This window comes from Deinococcus alpinitundrae (genome assembly GCF_009982895.1).
GTDB lineage: Bacteria > Deinococcota > Deinococci > Deinococcales > Deinococcaceae > Deinococcus > Deinococcus alpinitundrae.
Genome location: NZ_WXZL01000007.1, coordinates 173,934 through 199,639, shown reverse-complemented (window position 1 = coordinate 199,639; position 25,706 = coordinate 173,934). Strand labels below are relative to the sequence as shown.

27 protein-coding genes are annotated in these 25,706 nt (G+C 62.8%); 2 read left to right on the top strand and 25 right to left on the bottom strand.

Annotated elements, in window-relative coordinates; all coding sequences use genetic code 11:
• Nucleotides 1-54: 54 nt before the first annotated feature.
• Together GUI70_RS08965 and GUI70_RS08960 are read right to left on the bottom strand one after the other, a co-directional pair.
• Entirely contained in the window at nt 55-270 is a 216-nt protein-coding gene (locus tag GUI70_RS08965; protein WP_161881960.1) for a hypothetical protein, read from the bottom strand.
• A 208-nt stretch (nt 271-478) separates the two neighbouring features.
• Complete coding sequence (locus tag GUI70_RS08960) at nt 479-652, bottom strand: hypothetical protein (RefSeq protein ID WP_161881959.1); 174 nt, start codon at nt 650-652, stop codon at nt 479-481.
• A gap of 188 nt (nt 653-840) precedes the next feature.
• Between GUI70_RS08960 and GUI70_RS08955 the strand changes: the two genes are divergently transcribed.
• Together GUI70_RS08955 and GUI70_RS08950 are read left to right on the top strand one after the other, a co-directional pair.
• Nucleotides 841-1,428, top strand: coding sequence for an alginate O-acetyltransferase AlgF (locus GUI70_RS08955; RefSeq protein ID WP_202630437.1), 588 nt, complete (start codon nt 841-843; stop codon nt 1,426-1,428).
• Between the two features lie 54 nt (nt 1,429-1,482).
• Nucleotides 1,483-2,622 carry an alginate O-acetyltransferase AlgX-related protein gene (locus tag GUI70_RS08950; protein WP_161881958.1) on the top strand — a complete coding sequence of 380 codons (1,140 nt, stop codon included), beginning with the start codon at nt 1,483-1,485 and terminating at the stop codon, nt 2,620-2,622.
• Here GUI70_RS08950 and GUI70_RS08945 read toward each other — a convergent pair whose 3' ends face one another.
• The 23 genes from GUI70_RS08945 to GUI70_RS08835 form a co-directional block, all read right to left on the bottom strand.
• Nucleotides 2,623-3,804 carry a BNR-4 repeat-containing protein gene (locus tag GUI70_RS08945; RefSeq protein WP_161881957.1) on the bottom strand — a complete coding sequence of 394 codons (1,182 nt, stop codon included), beginning with the start codon at nt 3,802-3,804 and terminating at the stop codon, nt 2,623-2,625.
• A 90-nt stretch (nt 3,805-3,894) separates the two neighbouring features.
• The gene (locus GUI70_RS08940) at nt 3,895-5,253 is read right to left on the bottom strand and encodes an alginate O-acetyltransferase AlgX-related protein (RefSeq protein WP_161881956.1); all 1,359 of its coding nucleotides are present in this window, start codon (nt 5,251-5,253) and stop codon (nt 3,895-3,897) included.
• 112 nt (nt 5,254-5,365) lie between these two features.
• A complete protein-coding gene (locus GUI70_RS08935) occupies nt 5,366-5,737 on the bottom strand; it encodes a hypothetical protein (RefSeq protein ID WP_161881955.1) in 372 nt (123 codons plus the stop codon).
• Nucleotides 5,738-5,749: 12 nt separating this feature from the next.
• Nucleotides 5,750-6,127 carry a hypothetical protein gene (locus GUI70_RS08930; protein WP_161881954.1) on the bottom strand — a complete coding sequence of 126 codons (378 nt, stop codon included), beginning with the start codon at nt 6,125-6,127 and terminating at the stop codon, nt 5,750-5,752.
• On the bottom strand, nt 6,124-6,687 hold the full coding sequence (locus tag GUI70_RS08925; protein WP_161881953.1) for a hypothetical protein: 564 nt from the start codon (nt 6,685-6,687) through the stop codon (nt 6,124-6,126). The genes GUI70_RS08930 and GUI70_RS08925 overlap by 4 nt, the downstream gene beginning before the upstream one ends.
• An 11-nt stretch (nt 6,688-6,698) precedes the next feature.
• Nucleotides 6,699-9,599, bottom strand: coding sequence for a hypothetical protein (locus GUI70_RS08920; RefSeq protein ID WP_161881952.1), 2,901 nt, complete (start codon nt 9,597-9,599; stop codon nt 6,699-6,701).
• Nucleotides 9,596-10,393 (bottom strand): phage tail family protein, encoded by a 798-nt coding sequence (locus GUI70_RS08915; RefSeq protein ID WP_161881951.1) that lies wholly within the window; start codon nt 10,391-10,393, stop codon nt 9,596-9,598. The genes GUI70_RS08920 and GUI70_RS08915 overlap by 4 nt, the downstream gene beginning before the upstream one ends.
• The gene (locus GUI70_RS08910; protein WP_161881950.1) at nt 10,394-12,328 is read right to left on the bottom strand and encodes a hypothetical protein; all 1,935 of its coding nucleotides are present in this window, start codon (nt 12,326-12,328) and stop codon (nt 10,394-10,396) included.
• A 13-nt stretch (nt 12,329-12,341) separates the two neighbouring features.
• Nucleotides 12,342-14,567, bottom strand: a complete 2,226-nt coding sequence (locus GUI70_RS08905) for a coiled-coil domain-containing protein (protein ID WP_161881949.1) — start codon at nt 14,565-14,567, stop codon at nt 12,342-12,344.
• A 174-nt stretch (nt 14,568-14,741) separates the two neighbouring features.
• Nucleotides 14,742-16,538, bottom strand: a complete 1,797-nt coding sequence (locus GUI70_RS08900) for a hypothetical protein (RefSeq protein WP_161881948.1) — start codon at nt 16,536-16,538, stop codon at nt 14,742-14,744.
• Entirely contained in the window at nt 16,535-19,783 is a 3,249-nt protein-coding gene (locus tag GUI70_RS08895; RefSeq protein WP_161881947.1) for a phage tail tape measure protein, read from the bottom strand. Before GUI70_RS08895 ends, GUI70_RS08900 begins: the two co-directional genes overlap by 4 nt.
• Before the next feature lie 58 nt (nt 19,784-19,841).
• Nucleotides 19,842-20,201, bottom strand: a complete 360-nt coding sequence (locus GUI70_RS08890) for a hypothetical protein (protein ID WP_161881946.1) — start codon at nt 20,199-20,201, stop codon at nt 19,842-19,844.
• A gap of 38 nt (nt 20,202-20,239) precedes the next feature.
• Nucleotides 20,240-20,674 carry a hypothetical protein gene (locus GUI70_RS08885; RefSeq protein WP_161881945.1) on the bottom strand — a complete coding sequence of 145 codons (435 nt, stop codon included), beginning with the start codon at nt 20,672-20,674 and terminating at the stop codon, nt 20,240-20,242.
• Nucleotides 20,664-20,840, bottom strand: a complete 177-nt coding sequence (locus GUI70_RS08880) for a hypothetical protein (protein WP_161881944.1) — start codon at nt 20,838-20,840, stop codon at nt 20,664-20,666. The genes GUI70_RS08885 and GUI70_RS08880 overlap by 11 nt, the downstream gene beginning before the upstream one ends.
• A gap of 11 nt (nt 20,841-20,851) precedes the next feature.
• On the bottom strand, nt 20,852-21,082 hold the full coding sequence (locus GUI70_RS08875) for a hypothetical protein (protein ID WP_161881943.1): 231 nt from the start codon (nt 21,080-21,082) through the stop codon (nt 20,852-20,854).
• A gap of 41 nt (nt 21,083-21,123) precedes the next feature.
• Complete coding sequence (locus tag GUI70_RS08870) at nt 21,124-21,858, bottom strand: hypothetical protein (RefSeq protein ID WP_161881942.1); 735 nt, start codon at nt 21,856-21,858, stop codon at nt 21,124-21,126.
• On the bottom strand, nt 21,855-22,286 hold the full coding sequence (locus tag GUI70_RS08865) for a hypothetical protein (protein WP_161881941.1): 432 nt from the start codon (nt 22,284-22,286) through the stop codon (nt 21,855-21,857). Before GUI70_RS08865 ends, GUI70_RS08870 begins: the two co-directional genes overlap by 4 nt.
• Nucleotides 22,265-22,654 (bottom strand): hypothetical protein, encoded by a 390-nt coding sequence (locus GUI70_RS08860; protein ID WP_161881940.1) that lies wholly within the window; start codon nt 22,652-22,654, stop codon nt 22,265-22,267. Before GUI70_RS08860 ends, GUI70_RS08865 begins: the two co-directional genes overlap by 22 nt.
• The gene (locus GUI70_RS08855) at nt 22,654-23,445 is read right to left on the bottom strand and encodes a hypothetical protein (RefSeq protein ID WP_161881939.1); all 792 of its coding nucleotides are present in this window, start codon (nt 23,443-23,445) and stop codon (nt 22,654-22,656) included. Before GUI70_RS08855 ends, GUI70_RS08860 begins: the two co-directional genes overlap by 1 nt.
• On the bottom strand, nt 23,442-23,861 hold the full coding sequence (locus tag GUI70_RS08850) for a hypothetical protein (protein WP_161881938.1): 420 nt from the start codon (nt 23,859-23,861) through the stop codon (nt 23,442-23,444). Before GUI70_RS08850 ends, GUI70_RS08855 begins: the two co-directional genes overlap by 4 nt.
• A gap of 3 nt (nt 23,862-23,864) precedes the next feature.
• Nucleotides 23,865-24,209, bottom strand: a complete 345-nt coding sequence (locus GUI70_RS08845) for a hypothetical protein (RefSeq protein ID WP_161881937.1) — start codon at nt 24,207-24,209, stop codon at nt 23,865-23,867.
• Nucleotides 24,210-24,212: 3 nt separating this feature from the next.
• Nucleotides 24,213-24,440 (bottom strand): hypothetical protein, encoded by a 228-nt coding sequence (locus GUI70_RS08840; RefSeq protein ID WP_161881936.1) that lies wholly within the window; start codon nt 24,438-24,440, stop codon nt 24,213-24,215.
• A gap of 8 nt (nt 24,441-24,448) precedes the next feature.
• On the bottom strand, nt 24,449-25,672 hold the full coding sequence (locus GUI70_RS08835; RefSeq protein ID WP_161881935.1) for a phage major capsid protein: 1,224 nt from the start codon (nt 25,670-25,672) through the stop codon (nt 24,449-24,451).
• Between the last annotated feature and the right edge of the window lie 34 nt (nt 25,673-25,706).

The window sequence follows — 25,706 nt, the reverse complement described above, 5'->3', positions numbered from 1 at the left end:
GGCGACGTTCTTCGAGTTGAGCTCGGGTGAGGTGCGATGGGAGCCAACGGTCAGTCATCCAATCATTCTACCGTCGTTCACTTCAGCCGAGATCAATAAGCGGGCAAGGGCCGTTCTGAGCGTCACATCGTCGTAACGTCTCAACCCCTGCGCAATGGCGAGGGTGAGCAGCTGTGGACCTGTTCTCGCGATCTCTGCCGAGGCGCTGGAGAGCAAGGCATGTTCGATTGAACCGCTGAGGACGACGTGTGATTTCCAAGGGGAGGTCATCGGCTGTCAGTATAGAAAACGCTGTGCCTGCTGGCCGATAGCAATGCAAATCAGGTGAGAGGCTGGCCGATAGCGTGGGGAATCAGCCGGGGTGGGGCTGAGGCTGTGTGGGGTCAGTTGCGGTCAATCTTTGCACCCATGCCTCGCTGTGGCTGATGGCAGCAGCAAAAACCCCGCTTTCCAGCGGGGCGAAATTCATCGGTAAGGGTTAAAGATCGGCACCCATTGCACGTAGCAGGTCGTCGAAGGAGACGGTGTGGTCCTCGGACTGAGCATTTCTTCCAAGATTCTGGGATGCAGGCATTTCCGGCGCAGAAGGAAAGGGCGTCGCTGATGCCTCGAGCGTCAGGAATCGTTTCAGGAAGTGCATCAGGGAAGCCATGCGGCAGTCTGTCAGAGGGAGCCTTGAAGTACGTTCAGAAGCCCTAAACGTTGTGTTTGGTTGACCTTCACAGAGTGGGGAGGGGGGGTTGGCTGGCTGATCGTTGACGGTGTGGGCGAGAGGCTGGTCAATGCTCGCCCGGGTCAGGTCTCAGGAAGAGATCAGTCACAATCGCTAAAGTGCCAACAATGAAAAAGCTCTCGCTCCTCCTCATGGCCCTCAGCGGCTTTGCCTTCGCCCAAGAAGGCCTCTACGACCCGGCCCCACCTGCCAATAGTGCCTTCGTCCGGGTGCTGAACGCCCCAGCGGCCACCCTCGGCGATAAGCCCATCACGGCTGACAAAAATGCGGCCAGCGTCTACGTCGTCATTCCTCAGGGCGACTTCACTGCCAAAGTCGGCAGTGTCAGCACCAAGCTGAAGGTCGAGGCAGGCAAGTTCTACAGTGTGGTCGCTGACGGGGCCAAGCTCAATATCCTGACTGATCCCTCGGCTGACAACCGCGCCAAGGCCTTGCTGGTGATCTACAACCTCAGCAAGGTAGCGAGTATCGACCTCAAGACCGCCGACGGCAAAACCGCTGTGGTCAGTGGCGTCAAGCCCGGCCAGAGTGGCAGCCGCGCCGTCAACGGTATTACCGTCGATCTGGCGGCATTCAGCGGCACCAAGGCATTGGGCACCCTGAAAGGCGTTAAGTTGGAGCGCGGCAGCGCCTACGCCCTGGTCCTCACCGACAGTGGCTTCACCCTGACCACCAGCAGCACCAAGACCAAGTAAGGCGGTGCCCGGGATAGATTCTGCATATATGCTCTCCTCCTTGAGGTGCAGTAAATGACTGAGTTTGCCCAGGACACCGTCAAACCCAATCCGGACAACCCGGCTGCTCCAAAGATCTTGCAGTGGCTGCCCGCTGCCTTTCTGCTGGCAGTGGTGGGTGTGGGCGCAGTGCTGACGCTCAGCTCCAAGGGCACCCGCACTTTTCCCGCCGGGCAAGACGTGGTAACGGGGCAGTGGATGGCGAGTTACGAAAAGACCAATCTCGACCCCGGTGTGCCCTGGCGGGATGCCAGTGTGAACCTATGGGGCGGGCTGAACTACCGGCTGTTCGGTGAGGCCCGCGACGGCGCGGTGATCGGTAAGGACGGCTGGCTGTTCACCAGCGAGGAATTTCAGACCAGCAAGACCGACCCTGCCGAGGTCGCAGGCAAGGTCGAGTATGTCAAGCAAGTCCGGGACGAACTGGCGAAACAGGGCGCGAAACTGGTAGTAGCGCTCATTCCAGCGAAAGTGCGGGTCTACGCCGACGAGTTGAGCGGCGCGAAGGCTCCAGCGGTCAATGCTGGGCTGTACGAGAACTTCCGCCAGCAGCTCACCCAGGCGGGCATCCCGACGCCGGATCTGGCGTCGGACCTCAAGGCAGCCAAAGCGCAGGGAGACCTGTTCCTCCATACAGATACCCACTGGACACCGCTGGGCGCGCAGGTGGCGGCGCAGGCCCTCGCACCTGTCGTGAACGAATTGGACCTGGATCTACCAACAGCGACGTATGGGGCATCGAAGAAGCCTCCAGTGAAACGCTCAGGGGACCTGCTGAGGTACGTGCCGGTGCCGGAAGGCGAAGGGCCGCCGCCCGACACGGTGCAGGAGGCGGTCTACACCCGCACCGACGAGGGCGGCGGTGGCCTGCTGGGCGACGACAGCTTGGCCGTCACGCTGGTCGGTACCAGCTACAGTGCAGTCAGCAAAAACAATGCCTGGCACTTCGATGGGGCGCTCTCGCGGGCGCTCAATACCGAAGTGCTGAATGCCGCTCAGGAAGGGAAAGGCCCGATTGTGCCAATGCGCGAGTATCTGTTGAGTCAGGATCGGAAAGACAACTCACCCCAGGTCATGATTTGGGAAATTCCAGAACGCTTCTTGCGCGTGAAGTATCCAGTACAACAGTCAACCGCCAAAACAGCTCTACCTTGATCAATGACAGTTTCCCAAATCATTTTGGTTTAGAATGAGTGTTTTGGTGCGGTATTCAGTATAGCTCACGTACCGGTCCATACTCAACAAGAAAAGCTGGTCAAGAGCGTCTTCCGAGGTTCTGGGCCTCGCCAGAAATTTTGCATCCAGTGAAAGCAGGCAAGACAGTTGCGCTGACCTGCTATACCGATCGAGTTCATCATTTCTACGGATCAGATAAACGAGATCAGAGTGGGTTCTATCTATGAAAAGGCCGCTTGAATAATAGCGCATGGCGATATCGCCAAGATCTTCGACTGATCCGTTGGCGATGATTTTGGCTCTGGACAGGTAAGTTGATTTGTCGCAGCAGTCTACTTCGCCAACCGCGCCTTCCACGTCGAATTCAACCAGGCCCAGGACGGGCTTCGACTCTGCTGTGAAGGCCACGTCCCATACCCTGACCTGACCCTCTTTCGCCGTGTAGATGGGCGTCATTTTCGACAGATCCGCAACAAATTTTCCATGAATGTCCTTCCAGAGTATTCTTCTGGTATCGGACTGGGCGTAAAACACGCTCTGGTGAGTCTTGGTGATCTGATCGAAATAATCCCAGGCAATCCCAATTATATTTCCGTGCTGCTCAGCGATGTAGTAAACGGTTTTATTCTTGGGTGCCAGGATCAGCTTCCTTGTCTGAAGGCTCGCCAGATCCATATCCTGATTGATCTCAGCAAATGAGATGTCGCCTTGCGAGATGGTGCTGTCTCTGAAAAAGCAGATGATTTTGTTGTCGCTCGTGAAGAAGAGCTGCGGATAGGTAGCGGACTGATGGATCACGAACTCTTCACCCCAGTCCTCAATGCTCTCGGGAGATTTCGACAGCTTCCCGTAAAGCGTTGAAGTGTGCAGTGAATACACCAGCAGGATTTTACCTCTCTGCGGTCCTTTGGGAATCACCAAAAGGGCAGCGCTGGAATGATCGTCTGGGCGAGGCCAGGACTTGATCAGGACAGGCTGCGAACGTGTGCCGTCCCGGTTGTCCAGGTACTGAATGGAGGCTTTCCCCTCGGCACTAACGGAGGTGAAATAGGTTCGATCATGCTCGCCAACATAATGTTGAATTTGTGGCGCGTTGTACCAGAGATTGGTAGCATCGTTGATAACGACCGGTGCAGCAAGCGATAACCCAATGTATTGCACCAAGATTATGAGACAAATCAACATCCTCGGCATATTTGTTCCCCCACTCATGCAATTTCTTATACCGATTGGTCGGCAGACTTGATGGGCTTATTTCAAATTGAAGAGCTGCAACACGCCGTCATTCAAAACGACCGGAGTCTCTGTTGAAGTCGGGAACGTGACCGTGATCTGGCGCAGTCGACCTACGTTCACAGGTACCTCAGCTAAAAACTCCTTGGCCTGGATCAGTTTGTTTCCGTCTCGGCGCAGATCAAGCTGCGCTGTACCCCGTTCTCCCTCTATCTTCACGACCGGACTCAAGGCAGTGGCTTTCCCAAGCTTCAACTGGAAGTACAGACGGGCTCCTGTACTAGGTAGGGGATCAAACGAGAACACCACCTCGTTGCCTGTTACCACTGGACGCCCGGACGCGACGGGCCGTTCAACTGGATTCGACAGTCGGGAGAGGCGAGCCATCATCTGTGCCAGAAAAGTCTGGTTATGCTCTTTGTTTTCAGTGGCGAAGTCAGAAATGGGAAATTCCCAGATCGCCAGACGCCGTTTGGCTACGTTGGCAGGGTCACCGAAAAGCTCCAGCATGGATGTTTCGGAACCACCGCTGATGCTTTCGTTCTGAAAGTCGGTGTGCAATAGGCTGATCAACCATTGCTCGAAGCCGTATCCCAACGCATACGGGTTGATGCCCTGGTTGGTCGTCACACTGCGCGAAAAGCTGCTGCCGAAGATTACGCCACCTGGCAGGTCATCACTGATCAGGTTCTGAGAAGGTTCTGGGAGAGCGATCGTAGCAAACGTTTCTTCCGACGGGAAGGTGAACTTACACAGCCGCTCAACGGGCACGGCGAAGCCCCCCAGAAACTGAAAGCGGCCCTGAAAGACGGGCGGCACCTCTTCGGGCTGCCCTACGGTGGCCAAGGCTTGCTTCACTGGCCGAGGTACAGCATCTGTAACACTTCGTGCCGCCAGCTCGACCGCTGGAAGTTTCCAATGATGGTCGGTCTTGAAATAGAGGTCCTGAGTCTGATGGGCCAGAAAGGGAGTGAGCAGATCAATTATGTTGATCCCAGCCTTTCTAAAGTTCTCGATGACTTGCCAATAGCCGAGGCGGGCCAGCAAGGGAGAATAATGAAACGTCCCAGGTGTGCCGACCAGAGATTCCGGAAAGTAGAGCATGGCGGCCCAGGGAACGGGCACAACCACCAGTTCGATACCGAGATTCTGAAGACGGCGCTCAAGTTCACGAAGGTCTGGAACAAGTGTGGCGGCTGAGAAATCAGTCCCCAGGGTCAACTGGCTATAGAGCCGACCTTGGCCGTCGGAAACCACGTAAGGCGGCTTTTCGGTCGCGGCGGTACAGACCTCCGGCACCGCTGTCTGGGCGAGGCCCGGACTGGCGAAAAGCAGGGCAGCGCAAATGGCAAGAGGAAAACACTTGCTGGAAATCATGGCGTCGGTCTCCAGATCAGCGGTATGTGAACCCTAGTCATTCTTTGCAAGTATGCCTCCGCTGGGCAAGCGGACGCCCCCGCGTGGAGCCGGGGGCTGGGTGGCGGGCAACTTATGACCGTGTCTTGAGCTTGAGAACCTCGGAGCGCTGCAGGTCAACCGTCACGCTGACCCCGCCCAGCCACGTCGCCGTGAGCAGGTTGCCGAACGTGCTGGCCGAGGCGGGCCGCCCGGCAGTCAGGCCGTTGACCTCCTGGCAGGCCTGGAGGAACGCCAGCTCCAGCGCCACCGGCAAGACCCCCTCTGCGCTCAGCAGGGAGTAGCCGAGCAGGCCGTCCAGGCCAGCGGCGGCCGCGACCCACACCTGCGCCCGGATCTGCTGAGGCGTCGGTCGCGGCTGGTCCGGCCCGAGCGGGTGCAGTTGGCTGTTGCCGATGGCCTGCACCCCAGCCTTGTCAGCGTTCTGCCGCGCGGCCTGCCACACCAGCCAGGACGCCTACAGCGACTCGGTGGGAAAGGGGTAACTCTGGACGCCCACAGCCTCCTTCTCGTAAAGCACCTCGAATACCTCATCGGAGACGAACGCAATGACCGGCTCCACCGTTTCGGGCGTTGCCACTCCCCCGAAGGCGTATTCATGGTATTGGTCCCTGGACCCGTACAGGTAGCTCTCGCTGATGATGCACGGTATCCCCGTGCGGTATACGGCGTCACCTCCTACCTGTTCATCGCTCGGCTGGTTTTCGGAAAGCCAGGGGCGCAAAGTCCAGGGATGCGCCTCATTCCTGACTAAGCCTGCGCCGTTAATCCAAGCGTGGGGTCCGGTTTCGCGGGAGAGGTTTTCGTCGTCGTGTTCGGGGTTTTGCGTGGTCATGCTTCTTCCTCCGTCTTTGTCATGCGGGCGGTTCGTGCCTGTTCCTGGGCGATGGCCTGGGCGAGCGCGAAGGCTTGGTATGTCTGGTCGCGCACGCTAGCGTCAGGATTCGTCAGCAGCCCCAACAGCTCTCGCTCCTGCGCATGGGCCGCTTCCTGCTCGACAATCAGTTGCCGCAGGCCCTTGATCTGCCCCTCGGCTTCTTCCAGCGCTTTTTCCAGCGTCTCGACATGAGCTGTCGCCCGGTTCAGTTCAGCGGTGGTCTGCTGCTCAGCGCGACTTGCGACCGCAGCCGCTTCCTGGGCAGACTGCAACTCGGCTTCGCTTTGGCGATGCTGTTCCAGCGCGCCCGCCGCCACGTCGCCCAGCGCCGCCATCACGACCCCTTCGTCTTCTGGTGCCAGATTGTTCAGGTCAACGCGCTCCATCGGCAGCGCCAGGGTGTCGCTCAGCTCCCCGTCCTCGAAGGTCTGCCGGTGGCGCTGAATCTCGATGATCGGCGGGGCCGAAATACGGATGAACAGGCTGTGAATCACGGTCTGGCGGGTCAGTGTGGTCATTTTCGTACTCCTTAGCTCGCGGGCGAGAGCCGCAGGTGAATCACTCGGTTCGGCGGGTCGATGGCCGCACTGGAGGCATTGGTCAGGTTCAGCGTGACGGTGCCCGCCGCCGTGACCTGGCCTGTCAGGAACAGCCCTGCATTCCAGCCGCCCTCAGCAAACACATCCACGAAATCGCTCAGCGCCGCGTTGGGGACCGAGACATTGAGCGGCGTCGCTGAAGCCCCCGCAGCAATCGAGGCTGGGTCCCAGGTCACGGTCTGATTCATGACCCTGACGAGCGGAACGGTGTGCATCGGCCCGCCAGACAGGGAAGTTTGCACCCATGCCCACGTACCTACAGGCACATTGTTGATGAAGGCGTCCGCTGCTCGATAAGACCCAGCAGTCGGGATCGACGCCGTGTTGAACTCGCGGCCTCGGCCTCGGCCTTCTCGAATCGTCCCGCCGCTCCAGTCAAAGGCCGTCAACGTTGAAAGGGACGTGTAGATCGTGCCGATGTTTGGGCCGTCAATTTTACTCAGCGTCCCGGCGATAATCACTGGCAGGGAACTCGGCGCGTAGACGCTGCGCTCGATCTCAAGGGTCGTGGCAGTGTCCTCGTTGTAGATCGACGCCACCGCGCCGCCGACCGAACCGGAACTTCTGGTCGTTCGTACGTTGATCGTGCCGCCGCCTGACAGCGCCATCAGGGATTTCTGCGGGTTCGTCAGCGTTGCGCCCCCTATGCCGGGCTGTGCTGCGCTGCCAGCGTTGACGGGGTTCGCGCCCCCGTCGATGATCGCAGTATCGCTGATCTGGAGACGCCCACCTGTTGAAACGCCCGCGTAAAGTGGCGTCCAGGCCGCGCCCTTCAAGATGTGATTGTTGATGGCCCCGTTCATGTCCAGCACGTAGACGCCGTAAGTGCCCACGTCCACCACGACTGAGGTCGTCAGCATCCCGTGATCGGTCGCCCGCATCGTCCAGCCACCCGAGTTCGTCTGCGCCGTGACGTTCCCGCCCATCAGCGAGGCGATGTGGCGGAAGGAACCGCTGACCCGACTTTGGTTCAAGCTCCAGCTCGATCCTCGGCCAGCCATAAACGAGTTGCCCCAGTAGATATTGGCAACCGAGTCAGCCGTGTCGCCTGAGCTGATCTGATTCTTCAGCCCGTCGTAGACGTAATCGTTAGTAGCGTTCCCCCCGTAGAACAGTTGCTCGGTGCCGCTGAGGTAAACCGCGTGCTGCCCGCGAATCTTCGTGAAGGTGTTGTAGGTGATCTTCAGCCGCTTGAGGTCAGGCGCGACTTGCAGCCCCATCGCCAGCTTCGTGAACAGGTTGCTGTGAACCCAGTGATCGGGGTACAGGATGGAAATAATGAGGTGAATGCCGAAATGGTAGTTGCCGCTGGCCGTGTCCCCGGTGATGAGGCCGTTCTTGACCCCGCGCTGGTTGTTCGTCGCGTCGTATTCGTCCACCCCGATGAAGGTGCTGTCGAGCGTGCGGGTCGAGGCGATGTTCGTGTGATAAACCGCCGCCTGTCCGAACTTCTCGAAGTAGGCGTTGCGGATGGTGAAGTGGAAGCCGCCACTGGTGGCGATAGCGCGTCCGCCGGTACGGGGGGCGAAGTTACCGTCCGTCGCGTCCTTGTAATCGGTGCCCACGCCGATCATGTGCAGGTTCTCCAGCAGCAGGTTATTTGCGCTGAAGAACGTCCACATGTTGTTGAGGCCCTGGGTCATCTGCAACACCGTGCCCGCACCGCTAATCACGGCGTCAGTCACGGGCACAGTGGCCGATTTGGAGATGTTGGCTTTCATGGCCGAGTTGCCACGCCCACCGACATCGAGGTGGCCAGTGAACCAGGCGGCCATGAAGGCGGACCACTCGGTCTGGTTGGCGACGACGTTGACATCGGCGGCGTCCACGGTGCTGGCGTCCTGAGCGAGATTGTTGCTGGCGAGGTAGGTGGTCGAGCGCTGATTGACGGCCTGCTCAGCCTTCATCCGGGCGTCGAAGCGCACCCATTTGCGCGGCGACACCCCGCTGTAAACCGTGACGCCGTTGGCCGTGCGCGTATCGTCCCGAACCCAGACGCCCCTGCCGGGTCCGGTCTGCACGGCCAGGATGGTGGCTGCGCCTTGGTAGGCGGCCAGGGCGGCTAGATCAAAGGCATTGCCAGGGACAGCGGAAGTGAGCGGAACGCCGTTGCCTTCGAGCACCCACGCGCCTGCGGTGCGGGTCCAGAACGCGCCAGTCGCCAGCACAAAGGCTTTGGTGTTGTCCGGGGGCGTGGCGGCTGCGCGCAGGGCGTCGGTGGTGTAGAAGGTGCGGCCCGCCGCGACGAGGGCGGCAGCAGCAGCGGTACCGGCATCGCTGACGGCCTGCGCGCCCGCCGCTGCCGCGCCACTGACCGCCTGCGTCCCAGCGGCCGCCACGCTGCTGATGGCTGCGGCCACGTTGGCGTTCCGCTGGGACTCGCTGAGCACGGTGGCGTCGAGCGACTGCTGCATCTGCGGTACCAGCGCTGTGGCCTGCGCGAGCAGATCCGTGAGGTTCGCCAGCACGCCAGGCGTGACCGGCTGCACCTTCCCCTGCAGGTACAGCGCCTTGATGTCCACGATGCCGGCGCTGCTCTCGATCAGGTCGAATTGCAGCACTCCACCGACCGGTGCGCCGTTGAACAGGATCGTCAGGCTGGCCCGGGCGATGTGGCCCAGGGAGCCGCCGACCGCCGCCGCGATGACGTAATCGCTCGTGCCGTCCGCCGCCTTCAGATTGCCGGAGCTGTCGTAGGTGATCGGCTTGAACACGGTCAGGCCCAGCCCGTTCGGCCCGATGCTGCCGATGTCACCGTCGACCTCCAGGTAGCCGGTGTACGTCCCGGCGGGTGCGCCGGTCAGATCGAGTTTCTGCGTCAGGATGCTCAAATGACTCCTTCCCTCCAGCTGACAACGGCGCTGGCTCCCGGTGCGGTGATGGTGATGGTCTGCAGGCCGGGGGCCAGACGAGGCTGCGGCCCACGCAGGGCCGTCCGCACGTCATTGCCGTTCAGGGTCACGCTCCAGGTGCCGGGCGTGGCGTCGATGGTCAACGTCTGCCCGGCGGGCACGGTGCCCAGCCAGGTCGTGATTCCGGCGTCGGTCTGCACTACTGGGTTCAGGACCGCGCTCCCGCCCGCCGTGAGGCTCAGCCGCAGCGGTGCGGGCATCTGGCCACCGTTGCTGAGTGGAACCGCGCTGCCCACAGCCACGATCTGAGGTGACTTCGGCGGGCGCAGCCAGTAAGCGCTGGCCGCTTCGAAGGTCGCCTTGACCATGCTCCCGAGTGCTGCCGAGCCGCGCCAGCTCTTCTCAACGCCACTCATGATCACTGGCAGCGTCAGGTTCCCGCTCACCGCATACCGGGTGCGGATGGCGGCCAGCATCACCTGGCCGCTGAGTTCCCGCTGGGAGAGTCGGTCCCCCGCCCAGATACCCACCGACACGGTGTACTGACTTGCCACCAGACCGTCGTACCCGGCGTAGATGCGTTGCCCGGTCTGCGGCACCGTCTCCGCTGTCCCCAGCAGCTTAAGGCTCGGCAGCATCTCTTCGAGCGGCCTGATCTCATGGCCGTCCGCGAATTTGTACAGGCCGAAGAGGGGCTGCTGGTTGATGTCCAGCCAGCGCAGCAGTTGTGGTTCATCGTGCTCGTCGGGGAGTTGACTCGGAAAATTGTGCATTCAGTTCACCCCCAATGTTCTGATTTGCCGCTGCAAGCTCTCGATGCGGCCCACCGCCGCCGCGTCACTACGGGCCACCGGCGTTCCGGCTTCCACCGTGACCGTGCCCTTGTCCAGGTCGTAGACGCAGCGCTGAATGTCCAGCCCCACGTCGCCGCCGGCCACCTCGAAGTTCGCCACCCCTCGGCACGGCACGCGCTTCAAAGTGCGGATCAGGCCCACCCACTGCCGCACCGGCTCGATGCGGTAGCGCAGGAGTCCGTAGGCGTAGGCGATCAGGGCACTCTGGTCCGCGATGGCCGCGCCCACCCAGCCGATCTGGTTCGGGTCGCCGGTCACGATGACCTGCGAAGCGGTGATGTCCTGCGGCGTCGCCCAGATCCGCCGCCGCCCAACTTCCGGGTGGGCTGGGTCCGGGCCGTCCACATCGTCCTTGCGGATCAACGTGACTGCCGTGGTCAGGTCTTGCAGCACCACGCCGCTCACGTTGACGTCGGTGGTCACGGTGTCCCCGGCCCGCCAGATGAACACGCCGGGGAGGCCCACTCGCACCGTGCTCGGAGCCGAGAGTGGGCGCACCTGATACGGCGTGATCCCAGCGCTCTCCGTGCCCGCTGTCGCCAGGACCTGCCCCATTGCAGGCAGCCCACCCGTGCTGCTGACTGCTGAGACGGCAGGCAGGTAAACCTTCAGAGACGACCCCGGCAGCTGAACGGAAAAATCGAAGGCCACCGGCCGGTGGCCAGTCGCCGTGATGTAAGCATCGACGTCCGCCTGCACATACCGCAGTAGCGCCTCACTGCCGGTGATGGTGAACTGCCGGACGCTGTTGGGGACGTAAGGAATCGTTGTCCAGGCCCCGCCGTCGATCTGATATTCCAGGTCAACGACTTTTGCCGTTCCCCCGGAAGGGGTATAGACCACGATGTCGGAGATGTTGCCCTTGCTGCCTGTCGAGGCGGTTTGGGTCACCCTGACGGTTTCTTGCTGGTTCTGGGTGAGCTGGAGGCCTGCGCCCTGATTCACGGCCAGCGTCCCCGGCCCGATGCCCAGCCCATCACTCAAGTGGCCCGCCCAGCTCGGCGTCAGGGCCGTGTTGGTGACATGCAGGTTGAGATTGAAGGTCGGTTCGTCTGGATGAACCACCGGAATGTTGATGTCGACCGTCGTTCCGGCGTAAGGATTGTTCTGCGTGGTCGTGACGTTGGTGGGGAGCCCGGCGCTCTCCCACAGCTCACCGCGCACGTCCACCTCGCTCTGCACCCGGCCCTCGAAGTAGGTGTCGACATCATCGGGCCGTTTGTAAGCGAAGCGGACGCAATTGGCGTAGTCGCCGCTCACGCCGGGCGGGGTCTGCGCCTCTCCGAGCACGAAGCGGTGCGTTACCTCGCTGCTGTACTGGGAGACACTCCAGACCGCGTGGCTGTTGACCCCGGCTGTCGCGCTCGCCACGGGCAACGCTTGCGCGAGGGTGTCGCCGAACTCTTCGAACAGCGTGTTGGATTTGAGCGTGGCCACCACGTCGGGAATGAATCCCAGGGTGATGCCCTTGGGGGAGGCGGCATTGAAGGCAGCGGTCAGGTAGACCTTGAACCCGGCCGTCGCCTTGCCCCGCCAGGCCGCCTTGCCCACCGTGACGCTGAGCGGGCGGCATTTCAGTTCACCGGCTCCGGCTTCCCAGGGTTCCCCCTCAGCCTCCCCCAGATAAGTCGGATCATCGTCGGGGTCATCGTCGAGGTAGATCCGGACCCAGTCTCCGGCCCGGAACTCCGGCGGGGCCGAGAGTTTGAGCGTCGCGGCCCCGCAGAAATCCCCACGCAGGTGCTCGAAATTGCCGCCCAGCGGCGCGATCTCCCCCGGCGCGTAGGGCGTGTCGCGGGCGTGGACGGTCAGGTAGGGCGTCAGGGCCGCCGTGCGGCTGAGCGTGTAATACATCTATTCACCTCCTTTAGCGGGTGGGGAGCATGCCGACCAGGCCCAGGCCCGGGGTGCTCGGCAGGGTGAAGTTCACAAGTGTGGTGCCGAACTGCTGCTCCTGCACCGCAGCGGTGTTCTCTTTGGTCGCATCGGTATTGGCCTTGAGTGCCGCGTTGTTGGCCGCGTAAAAGGGTTGCAGCGCGTCGAACACGGGATGAAAGTCATTCCCGAGGGTGACGATTCCGGCTTGGATATCGGCAATGGCGGCCAGGTCGTCCTGAATGCCTGCGGTCTTGAGGGCCTGGCGGTACTTCTCGACGGCCGGGCGCAGTTCTTCCTCGGCCATGCTCTTGAACAGCCCAGCCACCGTGCCTTCCAGCGTGGCGCGGGTCAGATCGGCCTTGAACTTGTTGAAGAAGGTGTCGAAGTTTGCGGCGTCGAGACCCGCCGTGAACGCGGTGGCGAAGGTGCCACCCCAGGTGTTGAGGATGCCGTCCTGCTCGCTCTTGAGGGCATCTACGGCCTGTTGCGCGGCTTGTGCCACCTGCTGAGCGGATTGGAGGCGGGCCGCATCAGCATTGATCTGGGCAACTTGACGCTGGGTGTCGAAATTCTCGTTGATGCTGGCGATCTGGGCAGCGGTGAGGCCCTCGGCGCTGAGGGCCGCTTCCTGCTCCAGGTCGATGCGTTTGAGGGTGCGGGCCAGCTTGTCCGCGTTGTACGCATCGTCGATAGCGCGTTTCTGATCATCGGTGCTGGCCGCCGCGAGCACCTCGGCATGCTGAGCGTCGGCGAGACCATCCGCGTTGGTCAAGGTCTGCAGGCGGATGCCGCGCTCAATTTCCGCCGCTCGTTTGTTCGCTGCCGTTTGCCAGTCGAGGTAATCCTGCTCGATCCCCTGACGGCGCAGGCTGAACTGCTGGAGCAGGATCAAGCGTTGTTCATCGGTGAGGGCCTGGTTGGCGAGTGCGGCGGCCTGTTCTTCGTCCACCTGGCGCAGGGCCAAGTCACGCTTCCTGGCCTGATACACGTCGTCGCCCATCCCAGCACGCTTGGCGAGTTCGAGGGCAGTCTGTTCGTTGTTCAAGCGGTCCATCGCGTTTTTCTGGCGAATGGCACGCAGGGTGTTCTCGTTTTCGGTCTCGGCAGCGATGTCTTTCTGGCGGTAGAGGGTGCGGATGAGGGCGATTTGTTCCTGGGTCAGTCCCTCCTTGCTGAGTTCTTCGGCCATCTGGGCCGCGTTCGTTCGTTTGGTCAGGGCCAGTTGTTCACGGGCCGCGTCCTCGTCGCTGATCAGCTGGGCATTCTTTCGAATGTCCAAGCTGGCTTGCTCGATGCTGAGCTGCCGGGACGCGAGGTCGCGCTGCACCGCCGCCATCGCCTCGGGGGAGTAGCGGCCCGTGCCGTTGGCCTTGTCGATCGCGTCGAGGGTGGCCAGCAGCTCTTTGGCCTGTTGTGTGGTCGCTTTGGCATCCGCTTTGAGCCGATCCAACGCGCTGGCCATCCCCACCGAGTCACCCGCTTTTTGGGCATCGGTGTAGGCCTTGATGTCCGCAGAAAAGGTGGCCTGCCGGGCGGGATCGTTCTTGAAGCCGTCGATCAGCCCTTGCTTGGCCGCGTCCACAATGCTGCCCGTCAGGGCCTTTTCGAAGTCGTCGAGGTTGCCGGTCTCGGCGTATTTCTTGAACCCGGCGTCGAGGCCGTTGAACACGCCAGTGGCCAGGCCCTGCGCCACCTTCAAGCCGAGCTTGTCGATATCGTTGACCACCTCGGGGCCGCCGCCGAACGTGTCGGCAAACCAGCCCCGCGAGCGAGTGAACGTCTTCTGGTAGTCGCCAGGGTTGAGGAGCGGATTCTGCTCGGCGAAATCAGCCTTGTTCTTGAGTACCGCAGCCTGGGCCTTCTTGAATCCAGCCAGGGCGTCGGCGATCGAGTTGATCACGTCGGCAAACAGCTTGCCCCAGGCCTTGATGTCCAGCGGATTGGTGATGATGGCCAGCGCGTCACCGGCGATGGTCTGGAGAGTGTTAAAGGCCTTGCCCGCCCCCGCAAGATTGGCTGACAAATCCTTCCAGGGGGTCTGGAGCTTTGCGCCCGTCAAGGAGTCGTAGGACTGTTCGGTCTCGCCCATCGCTCCAGCCAAGTCCCCAAACGCTCCGGACACCTGCCCCACTGTGCCTGCCCAGTCGGCAAATTTGTTCAGGCCCATATAGGCCTTGAGCGCCATTCCGCCCAGCGCCCCAAGCTCCTTTGCCATCTGGCGGTATTGGTCAGCAAGGTCGGTTCGCCCCGCCGCCTGGGCAGCTTTTGCTAGGTCCAATAGCTTAGGGATGCCCGCTGCGGCCTCTGTGCGGAACTCTTGAAGCGTGATAGCTCCGTCCTGCAATCCGGTGACCAGTTTAACGAGCCCGACGACGAGGTCGCCCCCCGCCTAGTCGGCCAGCGTACCTAGCACGTCGCCCACGTCCATGCCGGGCTTGATCATCCCCTTGAGCTCGGCCGCCATTTCGCGGTACTGGGCGGCCAGCTCAGGGTTACCGGCCCGGTCCTGAGCCTGGGCCAGGCGCTCGAGCACGGTGATGTTCTCCAGCGCCTGAGTATTGAAATCTTCCTGGGTGACTGTGCCGATGTCGAGCTGCTGCGTGAGACCCACGAGCTTAGTGACCAGATCCGCACCGGCTTGCTCGGCGAGGTTGCCTATCACATCGACAGCCTGCTCTCCAATCACCACCATGTTTTTCAGCTCGGCGGCTATTTGTCGGTACTGTGCGGCCAACTCTGGGTTGTTCGCCTTGTCTTGAGCCTGGGCCATGCGCTCCAGCACGACGATGTTGTCGAGCGCCTGGTTGTTGAAGTCCTCCTGCGTGGTGGGGCCGATCTCCAGCTGCTGCGTCAGCCCAACCAGCCTCGTGACCAGCTCTGCCCCGACCTGCTCTGCAAGGCTGCCCATCACGTCCACAGCCTCAGCGCCAATCACGACCATGCCTTTCAGCTCGGCGGCAATCTGACGGTACTGCGCGGCCAACTCTGGGTTACCCGCCCGGTCCTGGACCTGGGCCATGCGTTCCAGGATGGTGATGTTCTCCAGGGCCTGGGTGTTGAAATCGGTCTGCGCGAGGGTGCCCATGTCCAGCTGCTGGGTCAATCCCACGAGCTTCGTCACCAGATCGGCCCCGACTTGCTCAGCAAGGTTGCCCATCACGTCGACCGCTTCAGCACCGACGACGATCATGCCCTTCAGCTCGGTCGCGATCTGCCGGTACTGGGCAGCCAGTTCTGGGTTGTGGGCTTTCTCCTGCGCGTCGGCCATCCGGCCCAGCACCACGATGTTGTCCAGCGCCTGAGTGTTGAAGTCCTGCTGGGTGAGCGTCCCAATGCTCAGTTGCTCGGTCAGGCCCACGAGCCTGGTGACCAGATCCGCTCCGGCCTGCTCGGCGAGCGACCCAAGAACATCGACGGCCTGCGCCGCGACGACGACCATGCCCTTCAGTTCGCTGGCTACCTGCCGGTATTGAGCGGCGAGCGCCGGGTTACCGGCCTTGTCCTGCGCCTGCGCCATCCGTTCCAAGACCGTGATGTTCTCGAGGGCCTGGCTATTGAAGTCCTCTTGAGAGGTTGCACCGATCTCCAGTTGCTGAGTCAGGCTGACGAGCTTCGTAATCAGGTCTGCTCCAGCCTGCTCTGCGAGGCTGCCCATCACGTCCACAGCCTCCGCCCCAATGACAACCATGCCTTTCAGCTCGGTAGCGATCTGCCGGTACTGAGCGGCCAACTCAGGATTGTTCGCTTCGTCCTGAGCCTGCGCCATCCGTTCCAAGATCAAAATGTTGTCCGTGGCCTGCGAGTTGAAATCCGCTTGGGAGACAGCCCCCTCGCTAAGCTGCTCGGCGAGACCCACCAACCTAGTGATCAGGTCGGCCCCGGCCTGTTCAGCGAGGCTACCCATCACATCGACCGCTTCGGCCCCCACCACGACCATGCCCTTCAGTTCAGCGGCGATCTGTCGGTACTGCGCCGCCAACTCTGGGTTGTTCGCCTTGTCCTGGGCTTGAGCCATGCGCTCCAGCACCAGAATGCTGTCCGTGGCCTGCGAGTTGAAATCCGCCTGGGAGACAACCCCCTCACCAAGTTGCTCAGTGAGGCTCACCAGCTTGGTGATCAGATCGGCTCCGGCTTGCTCGGCCAGTGATCCGAGCACCTCGACCACATCCTGAGCGGGCTTGATCATCTGACCCAACCCAGTGGCCGCCGCCCGGTAGTACCCGGCCAGATCAGCATGGCCCTGTTTCTCGGCGGCCTGAGCTTCGGATCAGCAGCAGGCGCTTTCCAGTTTGGATCACGCTGAGGAACAGCCGCCGCAGCGCTGCCGGTCACGTCCCCGACCCTCACATATCCAGCAATGGGCCCCAGCGAGGTCATCTTCTCGGTCGACACGACGTCGCGGCCATGCTGAGTGCCCCAGCGGTTGTTGCCGCGCACGGCGTCCTGCATTTTGCCGTCGATCATCTGCTTACCGACGTAGATCCCAACATGGTTATCGTCATAGACCACCACGTCGCCGGGCTGGAGCTGCTTCAGATCAGTACGGAGTTTCTTGCTGTTCGTGGCCGTGGTCTTGATGTCGTTCGCATCACCGGCGAAAAATTTCTCGATCTGCTTGGCCGCGTGCGGCTCGGCCTTATCGAGCGTGAGCCGCACCCAGCGGGCACACCAGCCCGCCACAGTGTCGGCTTCCAAGTTGCCGGTGTTCCCCAGGAGCGCTGCGCCGACCACATTCCAATTTCCAGTTGAACCGGCACCAGGAGGCGCGGCCAGAGGTCCCGGCCCACCGAACCCGGTCATTCCTGGCACGTTCAGCGGAGCCGCACCGACCTGGGCGATCTTCTTGTTGAGCATCGCCTCGTACATCGGCAGCTTGTCCAGAATGGCGAAGAACTGCTTGAGCTTGTCGGCCCCGCTCTTTTCTTGCAGCACGCCGAGGTTGACCAGGCGGCTCTGGACTTCTTCAGCGCGGCCCTGGGCCGCCGGGCCTTTATCGTTGGGCATGGCCCAGGCCTTGACCGCGCTCAGGCCTGCGAACCCGCCCATGAACAGTTTGAGGATCTTCTCGGTTCCGCTGTCGGCCGAGGTGATCTTGAGACTGAGCTGAAGCTCTTTGGGGCTCTTGTTGCCGTCGAAAATAGCCAGCACCTTGTTGACTTCGGTCAGCACGGTTGTCGCCGCTGTCGCCGCTGCCGTCAGCGCAGGCGTGAAGGTCTTGGCGAAGGTCAAGCTCAGGTTCTTGGTGGCCGCGTCGAGGCGCTTCTGGCTGCCTTCCAGCCCGCTGACCACCGTGCCGCTGTAGGTGGTCAGGAAGCCGCCCGAGTTCTTGACCTCGGCGGTCATGTCCTTGAGGTTGCCGAGGGTGCTCAGGAAGGCGGTGGCGCTGCGGGTACCGAAGATCCTGAACGACATGGCGGCCAGGTCGTTGCTGGTGATGATCTCGCCGGTCGTCTTGCTGTACACCGGCGCGGTGGAACTGAAGACCTTCTGGAGGTCTTGCATGATGTCCCGGCCCGAGCGCATGTGCCCGGTGGAATCTTCCATGTTGACGCCGAGCTGAGCGTAGATAGCCGCCGCATCCTTGCTGGGGGTGAGCACCTTCTGCATGGCGTTGCGCAGACCGGTTGCGCCGATGGTGGCCGGGTCCATGCCCTTCTGGGCGAGGCGCACCAGCATCGCCAGCGTTTCTTCGACCGAGAAACCCATGGTGTGGGCTGTCGCACCGGCCACGTTCAGGCCCTTGGACAGGTTGTCCATTGAGGCCATGCTCAGGTGGGAAGCGCGCGCGAGCTTGTCGCCGAACCCGCTGGCCTCGTCGGCGGTCATGTCGAGATGCTGGAGGTTGCCGTAGAGCCGCTCGGTGGCCTCGGAGAGTTTGATGTGCTCCGCCGCCGCGAGTTGACTGGAGACCTTCAGCACGGTCAGGGCATCCGAACCCTTCACGCCGCCGCGGGCCAGTGCAGCCAGGGCGGTGGCCAGTTCGGATTTGCTGAACATGCGTTCGGCATCGGAGCCGTTGGCGACCATATCGTTCAGCTCAGCGTTGATCTTGTCGATGTCCCGAATGCCGTTGGCTGACATGACCAGGTAGGCCTGTTGGAGTTTCTTCGCCTCGTCCTGGCCGTCCTTGGTGAGCTTGACGACCCCGCCCAGTGCTAGGCCCACAGCGGCAGCTCCGGCGACGACAGGGCCCATGCTCGCGGCCATCGCAATCATGCCTGCCTGAGGGCTGATGAACGATAAGGCCATTGCCGCGCTATTCATGCCGCTCGCCTTACCTGCACCTGCTGCGCCCAGCCCAGCCCGCAGCGGAGCCGCTGCTGCTGCCTTAGCCGCCGCGTTCTGCTGGAGCAGCGCGGCAGTCGCTGCCGCCGCGCTGGCCACCAATGCCCGCTCCGCTGCGGTCAGCTCAGCGAGCCGGACGGTCTCCTGCGCAGTGTTGACGCCCAAGCCTTTAAGGGCTGTCGCCTCAGCTTGCACGGCCAGCATCTGAGTGCGAAGAGCCAGGGTCTGGCCTTCCATGGCCAGCTTGAAGTCATTGCCAACAAGAGTTCCGGCCCGCTGCTGATCAAGCAGGAATTTCGTGTTACCAGTCAGGTTCTTGAGGGCGGTGGCTTCCGTTCCCGCTGCCACGCTCGCCGCCAGGCTGCCCTTCTGAATCTCGCCCGCGATCTGCATCTGGACGCTGGAGGTGGTCCTAAGCGCGTTGTTGAACGTATTCCGCTGCGCGATCAGCGCTGTCACTCGTGCCTGATCCTGCTCTTCCAGGACCCCTAAGCTACGCAGGCTGGCGATCTCGGCGTCGATGGCGTTTTTCTGGCTGAGGATGCCTGCTTCGAGCCGCTTCATGATGGAAGCGGTCGTCGCGTCGTCGTTGGCCTTGCGCTGCCAGGCGATGCGGTAGTTGTTGACGTCCTGCACCGCTTCGCGGGCTAGTGCCTGCTCCTGGCGCAGCTGGTTGATGACAGGGCTGGTCGAACTGCGAGCGGTCCCGAGTGCGGCGCGGCCCTGCTCGATCACGCCGGTCAGCACGCGGGCCTCCGCCGTGCCCGCTTCGAAGCCTGGTTTCAAGGCGCGGGCCTCGGCAACGATCCCAGCAACCTTGGCCTTGGTCGCAGCCGCATCGGCGTCCATCGTGCGGAACTCACTCCCCGCCTGGCGCAGCTGGTTGCGGAGGTTGGTCGCTTCGTTTCCGGCCCCGCCGAGGTTGCGGGTAACGGTCCGAGTAGCCTGGTCCGCGATGCCCTGGAGATCCTTCCAGCTGGTACTGGTGCGGGCGATCTCGGCGCGCATGGCGGTGGTGTCCAGTCCGGTCTTGACCTGCACCGTGCCGATCTTGTTCGATTCCTCGCGCACACGGTTCAAGCCAGCAAAAAAGCCGCTCAGATCGAGTGCCGTGCTCGCTACCAGTGATCCCAGCGTGCTTTCCATTCCACCACCAACCCTTCGTTACATTGAAAAAGCCGCGCTAAGGCGGCTCGTCTTGTGTTTAGTTCATCGCCCCCACAACCCCTTCCCAGATCCGGCTGAGCGGCTTGCCGTCCCTTGAGGCAGGCCAGCTCGACATCAGCGGCCCGGTGATCAACCCGAGGGACATCGCTTTGTCCAGGCCGCGCGCCACCGTCGCTGGGAGGTCGTAGCGCTGGCCGGAGCCGTTAATCACGTCACTGCCGTCGATGGCGGCGTAGACCTGCACAGTGCCGCGCTCGTGGCCCCGCTTGGCGACTTCCATCAGGTCGGTGCTGCCTGACATGGCCCGCACGGCAAACTCACCGGTCGTGACAGCGCGGGCATACGCCCTAGCTTCTCTCGCCTGCAAATGCTCGTGCAGGAAGTAGACCCGGTCCATCGGCGCGTCATACCAGTCGAAGCCAGGGTGCTCCAGGCTCAGGTCGGCGAAGATGGCGGCGAGATCGGCCCGGTAGCGCTTGCCGCCGGAACCGCCTGCGCTTTTGGGTCTTGCCCCCCGTTCGCGGTGCGGACGCGCCAGGCGCTCAGATCTTCCTCGCTCAGCTCGTCATAGACCTGCTCTTTGGTGGGGGCTTCGCTGCCCATGCGCCGTGCGAACAGCCGCGCATACGTCTCGGAAGCGAACTGCCGCACGACCCGCAGTTGCTGAGCGAAGTCGCGCGCCTTGGTGTCGGAGGGGAGGCTCTGCACTTCCTCGCGAGCGACATCGACGTCGAGCAGATCGTCCAGCTCGCGCTGGCTGAAGCTCAGGTAGGGAATCAGGAAGGGGCCGACTTGCCAGCCGTTCTCGCTGTCTGGCTGGCCGAGCGCGGCTTTGACGGTGCGGGTGGGTGAGGTGTCTTTAGGAGCCATGGCCATCCTTCGGCGTCAAAATGACTCTGATCGATGGTACGAAAGGGCGCATCTTCTGCAGCTCCTCCAGGACTTGCCGCGCTTCCGCTTTCGGCGACGGCACCTGTTTGCCAACGACGGTGCCCTGGGGACCGATATAGAAGCCGTTCATCGTCATCATCGACATATTTGTTCTCCCTAATCCATGACCCTTTTCAAGGTAATGGCCTTGTGGATGTGGTGGCCGGAGTCGTGCGCCGGGAAAATGACGGTGATGCCTGGCGAGAGCCTCACCCAGTTCTTGTCTTGCGGATTGTCGTGTTCGAGTGCGCTGAGCGGGCCGTCCGGGAGTTTGTAGCGGACGCTGTAGCCCTGGGCGGTGACGTGGTCCTGGGCCAGCTCCACGCCGTAAAGGAGGAGCAGGGGCATGCGCCCCTGCTCTCCCATGACCAGAAGGTCAAGGTGGGTCATTAGGGCGTGGGCACCGCCAGCGTGCCGATCGGGTACCACTGCGGGGTGGTTTCGTTCAGGTCAGCCCAGAACATCTTGCCGGCGAGGTTGCCGCTGAACTCGTAGCGCTGGGTGCTGCCTACCGCGCCGGTCGGCTTGGGGGAGCCGATGTTGACGGTCGCCAGGATGGCAAAGCCGTCGGCATACTTGAAGATCAAGCGGGCGCGGTTGCCAGGGCTGATCTGGGTGCCAAGGATAACAAGGCGCTTGATCACCGGATCGTCGATGGCCGCCACGGTCTTGACCATGGCGGTGAGGTCCTTGCCGTTGACAGTGCGGATCGGGGTGATCCTGCCGTGGACTTTTACAGTCTCTTCGTCGTCGGTGAGGGTCGGCGCGAAGTCCTCAGCCAGCGGGATCTCGTCGAAGTTCTGGTAGGCGGCCGTCGCCCCAGCAGGAATCGAGGCACTGAGCGCCGAGACGGTCAGGGCAGTTGCGCTCGCAGCCGCAGCAGCGGTCAGGGTGGCCTTGACGCCACCGAAGTCCAGCACCGTGCCACTGGGCAACGCGACGGGGAGCGCTGTCACGGTGATGGTGGTCGCAGCGGCGGCCGTCAGGGTCCCGCCCGTGGTCACGGTGCCGGTCACCAGGGTCGTCTGGCCCGCCAGCAGCAGGTACGCGGTCAGCAGGGTACCGGAGTAGGTCTTGGGGGTGTTGTCAGTCGGAAGAGCAGTGGGCAAGGGCTGCTGGGTCATGTGGAGACTCCTTGAAGGAATGAGAGGACGAAGCGAATTGACGCGTAGTGGCTTTGCGTGCCCACATCCCGCATGACGGGCGACTCGTCGGCCGCCTGACACTCGGTGATGCGCGGGTACCCGGCGAGGCGATCAACCTCGCGGGCGCGGGCGCGCAGGTGAGCAAGGACGATGCCGCAGCTCTGGAAGCCTGCGGCGTCGGCGGTGAAGCCGTAAATGCTGATGAGCACCTGCGCGCGCCGGGTCTGCGCGCCGCCGTGCAGCAACGTTTCGCGGCTGCCGTTAAGCAGTTGGGTGACCGCGTATGGCGCTTTTGGGAGCGGATTGGGCGGGGCGTTGCTGAGGTAATTTCCGGCTGGATCGCGGTTGAGGATGAGGCCCAGCCCGTATAAAAGTTGGTCGACGGTCAGTGCCGCATCACCTCCCACATGGCGTGCATAACCCGCTCGCGGGCGTCCGGATCGGCCAGCATTTTGCTTAGCCAGGGCCGCGCCGTGCGCCCAGGAGCTGGGTATTCCAGTGCGAATGCCTCAACTGGCGCGTTGAAGCTGCCAAAGGCCCAGAACTGGCCCATCGGCTGGGCGTCGATGGATTTGAGAAGCTTCCCGCTCTGCTCAGCCGGGTACTCCCCTGGGGCGGAGCTGGTGTTCGGGAGGCCCGGCCACTTGTTGCCCGTACCTGCGCCTTCCAGCTTCTCGCGCAGGAATGCCGCCGCTTCTTCCGCGCCTGCCTTCTCGGCGAGCGCGGCTCTCGCCAGCAACATGGCCCGCAGTTGTGGGTTCTCAGTCCAGGTCATCAGCGCTGTCCAACCGCCTGGCAGATCAGCCGCCAGACCACGCCCGCCGCGCCGACCAGCTCGGCGTCACCGACTGGCTTGAGCGGCACCGGGGCCGTCAGCTTGTCGCCGCTGAGCGTGAGGCTGAACCCTGGCTTGTTGAGATCGGCCCGCCGGTCGATCAGCACGCGCCACAGCGGAATACCGATGTCCGCGCCGAGGCTGGCGTACTGCTGGCGTTCCTTGTCGCTGACCTGATACCCGTAGGCAGGGAAATCGTCGGTGAGGTGGACGGGCTGACCTACCGGGAGGGTAATCACGCCGTCCTCGATGTCAGGCGGCGGGCCGTCCGGCACGGGCACAGGGCGGCTGACCTTGATGGACTGCCCCAGGAGTGGGAGCAGTAGGTCGAACTCCACGCCGCTGATCGCCTCGGCGCGGGTGGAGAGTTCGGACGCGGCGGCCAGCAGGCGCGCGTCCACCAATCGGCATACGCCGGTGCTGGTGCCGGTGAAGTCGCTGATGTCGGTCTGGGAACCGCGCACCAACAGACCGGACTGGTAAGGCGTGCTCGCGCCAGGAGCGGGCATCACGTCATCCGGGTGGACCTTCAGACGTCTGAGACTCGCATCGAGCGGAGAGGTGCTCAGCCGCTGCGGGTTAGAACGTCCATCCTTCGCCGGGTCCTGCACGCTAAAGCGGCAAGTGGTGCCGTCGCTCCAGGTGGCCGAGTGACGAAAGCGAAGTTCGTTCAGCTCGGCGTCCTGCTGAATGCCCTGCACCGCGCCCAGCACTTCACTGAGCAGGCTCATCTCGACGCTCCCACCACGGACTGCCAGACGCTGATCCCTGCCGCCCGCAGGTGCATGCGTGCCTGCTGAAGCCAGGTGTCAGCAGCCAGACCCGCACTCGCGGCGGACTGCTCGGCATTCAGGGCGGCGCGCTCGATCTTGATCTCACCGACCACCTCCACCGATTTGAGTGCCCCCTCGCTCACGCTCGTCCGGCTGCCCGCACCGACGCCCTGCGCCGCGACGTACAGGGCATACGCGCACTCGGCCCGCTCGACCTCGCGCAACTCCCGCTCGTCCAGCGAAGCCGGATCCACCTTGCCGCGCTTGATCATCCAGGCCACCCAGTCCACAGCCAGGGCGCAGTGCTCCGCCGAGACGCCGGGACTGGCCGGGGCGTAGGCTGCCACGTCAGTAGGCGTGATGTCCGGCGGCACGGCTTAAACCAGCGCCAGTTCTTCCTGGCGGATCTTCTGGGCCGTCCAGTCGTCATCCGTGACCAGCACCGGCGTCTCACCGATAGTCACCTTGTCGATGGGGTGCAGGAACGTCACGCCGGGCTGGGCTTTCTTGCCGAGCTTGACGCGGCGCTTGCCCTCGGTGTCACTGCCAGTCGCGGCGCTGCTGGCCGCCGGGTCCGGGGTATTGGGGTCGCCCAGCAACGCATCGAAGGCAGCCTTGTCTTCTGCGGCGAGCAGCTCGTCGAGCTTCTTCTGGCTCAGCGCCTCATCGACGTCCACGCTGAACTTTTCCTTGATGGCCTTCACGGTGTCAGATTTCGCCACAGTTCATTCCTCCCTTTCTGGCCAATGCCAGCTCTCTTTGGCCTTGCCGCTCTGGTCTTCCTGAACGGCGTAGACGAACGAACCGGGCACGCTTGGGTGCATGACAAACAGCGTCAAGCCCTCCGGCGTCACCTCGGATACCGTGGCGGCCCGGTGAGCATCCTTCGACTCACCAGGGAGAACCTTGGACGGTACGAAATGCACCGCCCGCCCAACGGAGATCTTCGCCATGTTCGCGCTCAGGGCCGCACGAAGGCCTGGAAGCTGTTGGCCCAGGGCTTGGCGTAGCCGATGTTGATGCTCATGGTGAATTCCTGCGTCTGGTTGCTGATCTGGCGGGCCTGTTCCTGGATCTGCGAGCCGTTCTCGATGACCTGCTCCAGGGCGCGGGCCGCGTTCCAGCCGAGCAGGGTCTTGCTGCCGTCGAGCAGGCTGCCCTTGGGCGCGAGCTTGAGGGGAGATCCGTCGGGCATCTGGTAGGCCATGCCGGTGTACATGGCCAGCTGGTCGGGGTTGAGCGTCACCGCGCCGGTCGAGGCGTAGCACAGCGCGCGGGTGCCCTGCACCTCGGTCAGATCGCCCACGTAGCGGTCCAGGCCCACGCGGGCGTTGTAGGCCACGCCCATGCCGAACTCGTCGATGCTCTGAATCGTCCAAGCTCCAGCGGCATTGGTGGTCACAGCCGCGTTGCCGTTGCCGTCGCCGTTGCGGGCCACGTCCAGTGCGGCCAGGATGCGGCGCACGTACTCGTCGTACGCCATGTTCTGCATCAGCACGGCGAGCTGGTTGATGCGCTGGCGGCGTAGCGCTTCGTAGGTGAACTTCACGCGCGCGCCGTACTTGTAGACCCGCACCACGTTGTCACCCAGCTTGATCTCGTAGAGCGGCAGGTCAGCACCTTCGGCCACGCGGCCCATGGTGGTGGCTCCGTCCACGCGGTTGATCTGCGCCGCCTTGTAGCCGTCGCCGTCGATGCCGACCGTCAGCGAGACCAGGTCGTCGATGGTGACGACGTTCTCGGGGTACGGCAGGCGCTGATCGACGGGTGGGCGCATGTCCAGCGGGTAGAGGGTGTCGCCAGCCACGCCGGGGCGACTGGTCATGGTTAGGTCACCCGCTCCGGCGTTGATGCCGAGGTTCCCCTCGAACATTTCCTGCAGCAGGATCGGGAAGACCACGTCCGCGCCCTTGATGGAGTTGGCGTTGCCCCGGAAGAAGACGTCGCATTTGGTGGCGTTCAAGCCGCCCAGGGTGATGCCCTCGGCGTGCAAGAGCTGGCGCACGGGGCTGATGCCCGCCGCGACCCACTCCTCGCGGATGAGGCCCTCGGCGATGTCACCTTTTTCGGCCATGCCGAGGAGGTGGGCATTCATGTCCACGTAGGCCATCCCGTGGTTGGCGGAGGTCTTGGCGGCATCCTCGAAGATGCCCGCCTGGAATTCAGCGAGTTTTTTAATGGTCATGGTTGGGTCTCCGGTGCAACAAAAATCCGCCTCT

Excerpts from the sequence above, each read along its gene's own strand:
- GUI70_RS08965 (WP_161881960.1), bottom strand. The coding sequence starts at position 270 with ATGACCTCCCCTTGGAAATCACACGTCGTCCTCAGCGGTTCAATCGAA.
- GUI70_RS08960 (WP_161881959.1), bottom strand. The coding sequence starts at position 652 with ATGGCTTCCCTGATGCACTTCCTGAAACGATTCCTGACGCTCGAGGCA.
- GUI70_RS08955 (WP_202630437.1), top strand. The coding sequence starts at position 841 with ATGAAAAAGCTCTCGCTCCTCCTCATGGCCCTCAGCGGCTTTGCCTTC.
- GUI70_RS08950 (WP_161881958.1), top strand. The coding sequence starts at position 1,483 with ATGACTGAGTTTGCCCAGGACACCGTCAAACCCAATCCGGACAACCCG.
- GUI70_RS08940 (WP_161881956.1), bottom strand. The coding sequence starts at position 5,253 with ATGATTTCCAGCAAGTGTTTTCCTCTTGCCATTTGCGCTGCCCTGCTT.
- GUI70_RS08930 (WP_161881954.1), bottom strand. The coding sequence starts at position 6,127 with ATGACCACGCAAAACCCCGAACACGACGACGAAAACCTCTCCCGCGAA.
- GUI70_RS08925 (WP_161881953.1), bottom strand. The coding sequence starts at position 6,687 with ATGACCACACTGACCCGCCAGACCGTGATTCACAGCCTGTTCATCCGT.
- GUI70_RS08915 (WP_161881951.1), bottom strand. The coding sequence starts at position 10,393 with ATGCACAATTTTCCGAGTCAACTCCCCGACGAGCACGATGAACCACAA.
- GUI70_RS08910 (WP_161881950.1), bottom strand. The coding sequence starts at position 12,328 with ATGTATTACACGCTCAGCCGCACGGCGGCCCTGACGCCCTACCTGACC.
- GUI70_RS08905 (WP_161881949.1), bottom strand. The coding sequence starts at position 14,567 with ATGGCAAAGGAGCTTGGGGCGCTGGGCGGAATGGCGCTCAAGGCCTAT.
- GUI70_RS08900 (WP_161881948.1), bottom strand. The coding sequence starts at position 16,538 with ATGATCAAGCCCGCTCAGGATGTGGTCGAGGTGCTCGGATCACTGGCC.
- GUI70_RS08895 (WP_161881947.1), bottom strand. The coding sequence starts at position 19,783 with ATGGAAAGCACGCTGGGATCACTGGTAGCGAGCACGGCACTCGATCTG.
- GUI70_RS08890 (WP_161881946.1), bottom strand. The coding sequence starts at position 20,201 with ATGGACCGGGTCTACTTCCTGCACGAGCATTTGCAGGCGAGAGAAGCT.
- GUI70_RS08885 (WP_161881945.1), bottom strand. The coding sequence starts at position 20,674 with ATGGCTCCTAAAGACACCTCACCCACCCGCACCGTCAAAGCCGCGCTC.
- GUI70_RS08880 (WP_161881944.1), bottom strand. The coding sequence starts at position 20,840 with ATGTCGATGATGACGATGAACGGCTTCTATATCGGTCCCCAGGGCACC.
- GUI70_RS08875 (WP_161881943.1), bottom strand. The coding sequence starts at position 21,082 with ATGCCCCTGCTCCTCCTTTACGGCGTGGAGCTGGCCCAGGACCACGTC.
- GUI70_RS08870 (WP_161881942.1), bottom strand. The coding sequence starts at position 21,858 with ATGACCCAGCAGCCCTTGCCCACTGCTCTTCCGACTGACAACACCCCC.
- GUI70_RS08860 (WP_161881940.1), bottom strand. The coding sequence starts at position 22,654 with ATGACCTGGACTGAGAACCCACAACTGCGGGCCATGTTGCTGGCGAGA.
- GUI70_RS08855 (WP_161881939.1), bottom strand. The coding sequence starts at position 23,445 with ATGAGCCTGCTCAGTGAAGTGCTGGGCGCGGTGCAGGGCATTCAGCAG.
- GUI70_RS08840 (WP_161881936.1), bottom strand. The coding sequence starts at position 24,440 with ATGGCGAAGATCTCCGTTGGGCGGGCGGTGCATTTCGTACCGTCCAAG.
- GUI70_RS08835 (WP_161881935.1), bottom strand. The coding sequence starts at position 25,672 with ATGACCATTAAAAAACTCGCTGAATTCCAGGCGGGCATCTTCGAGGAT.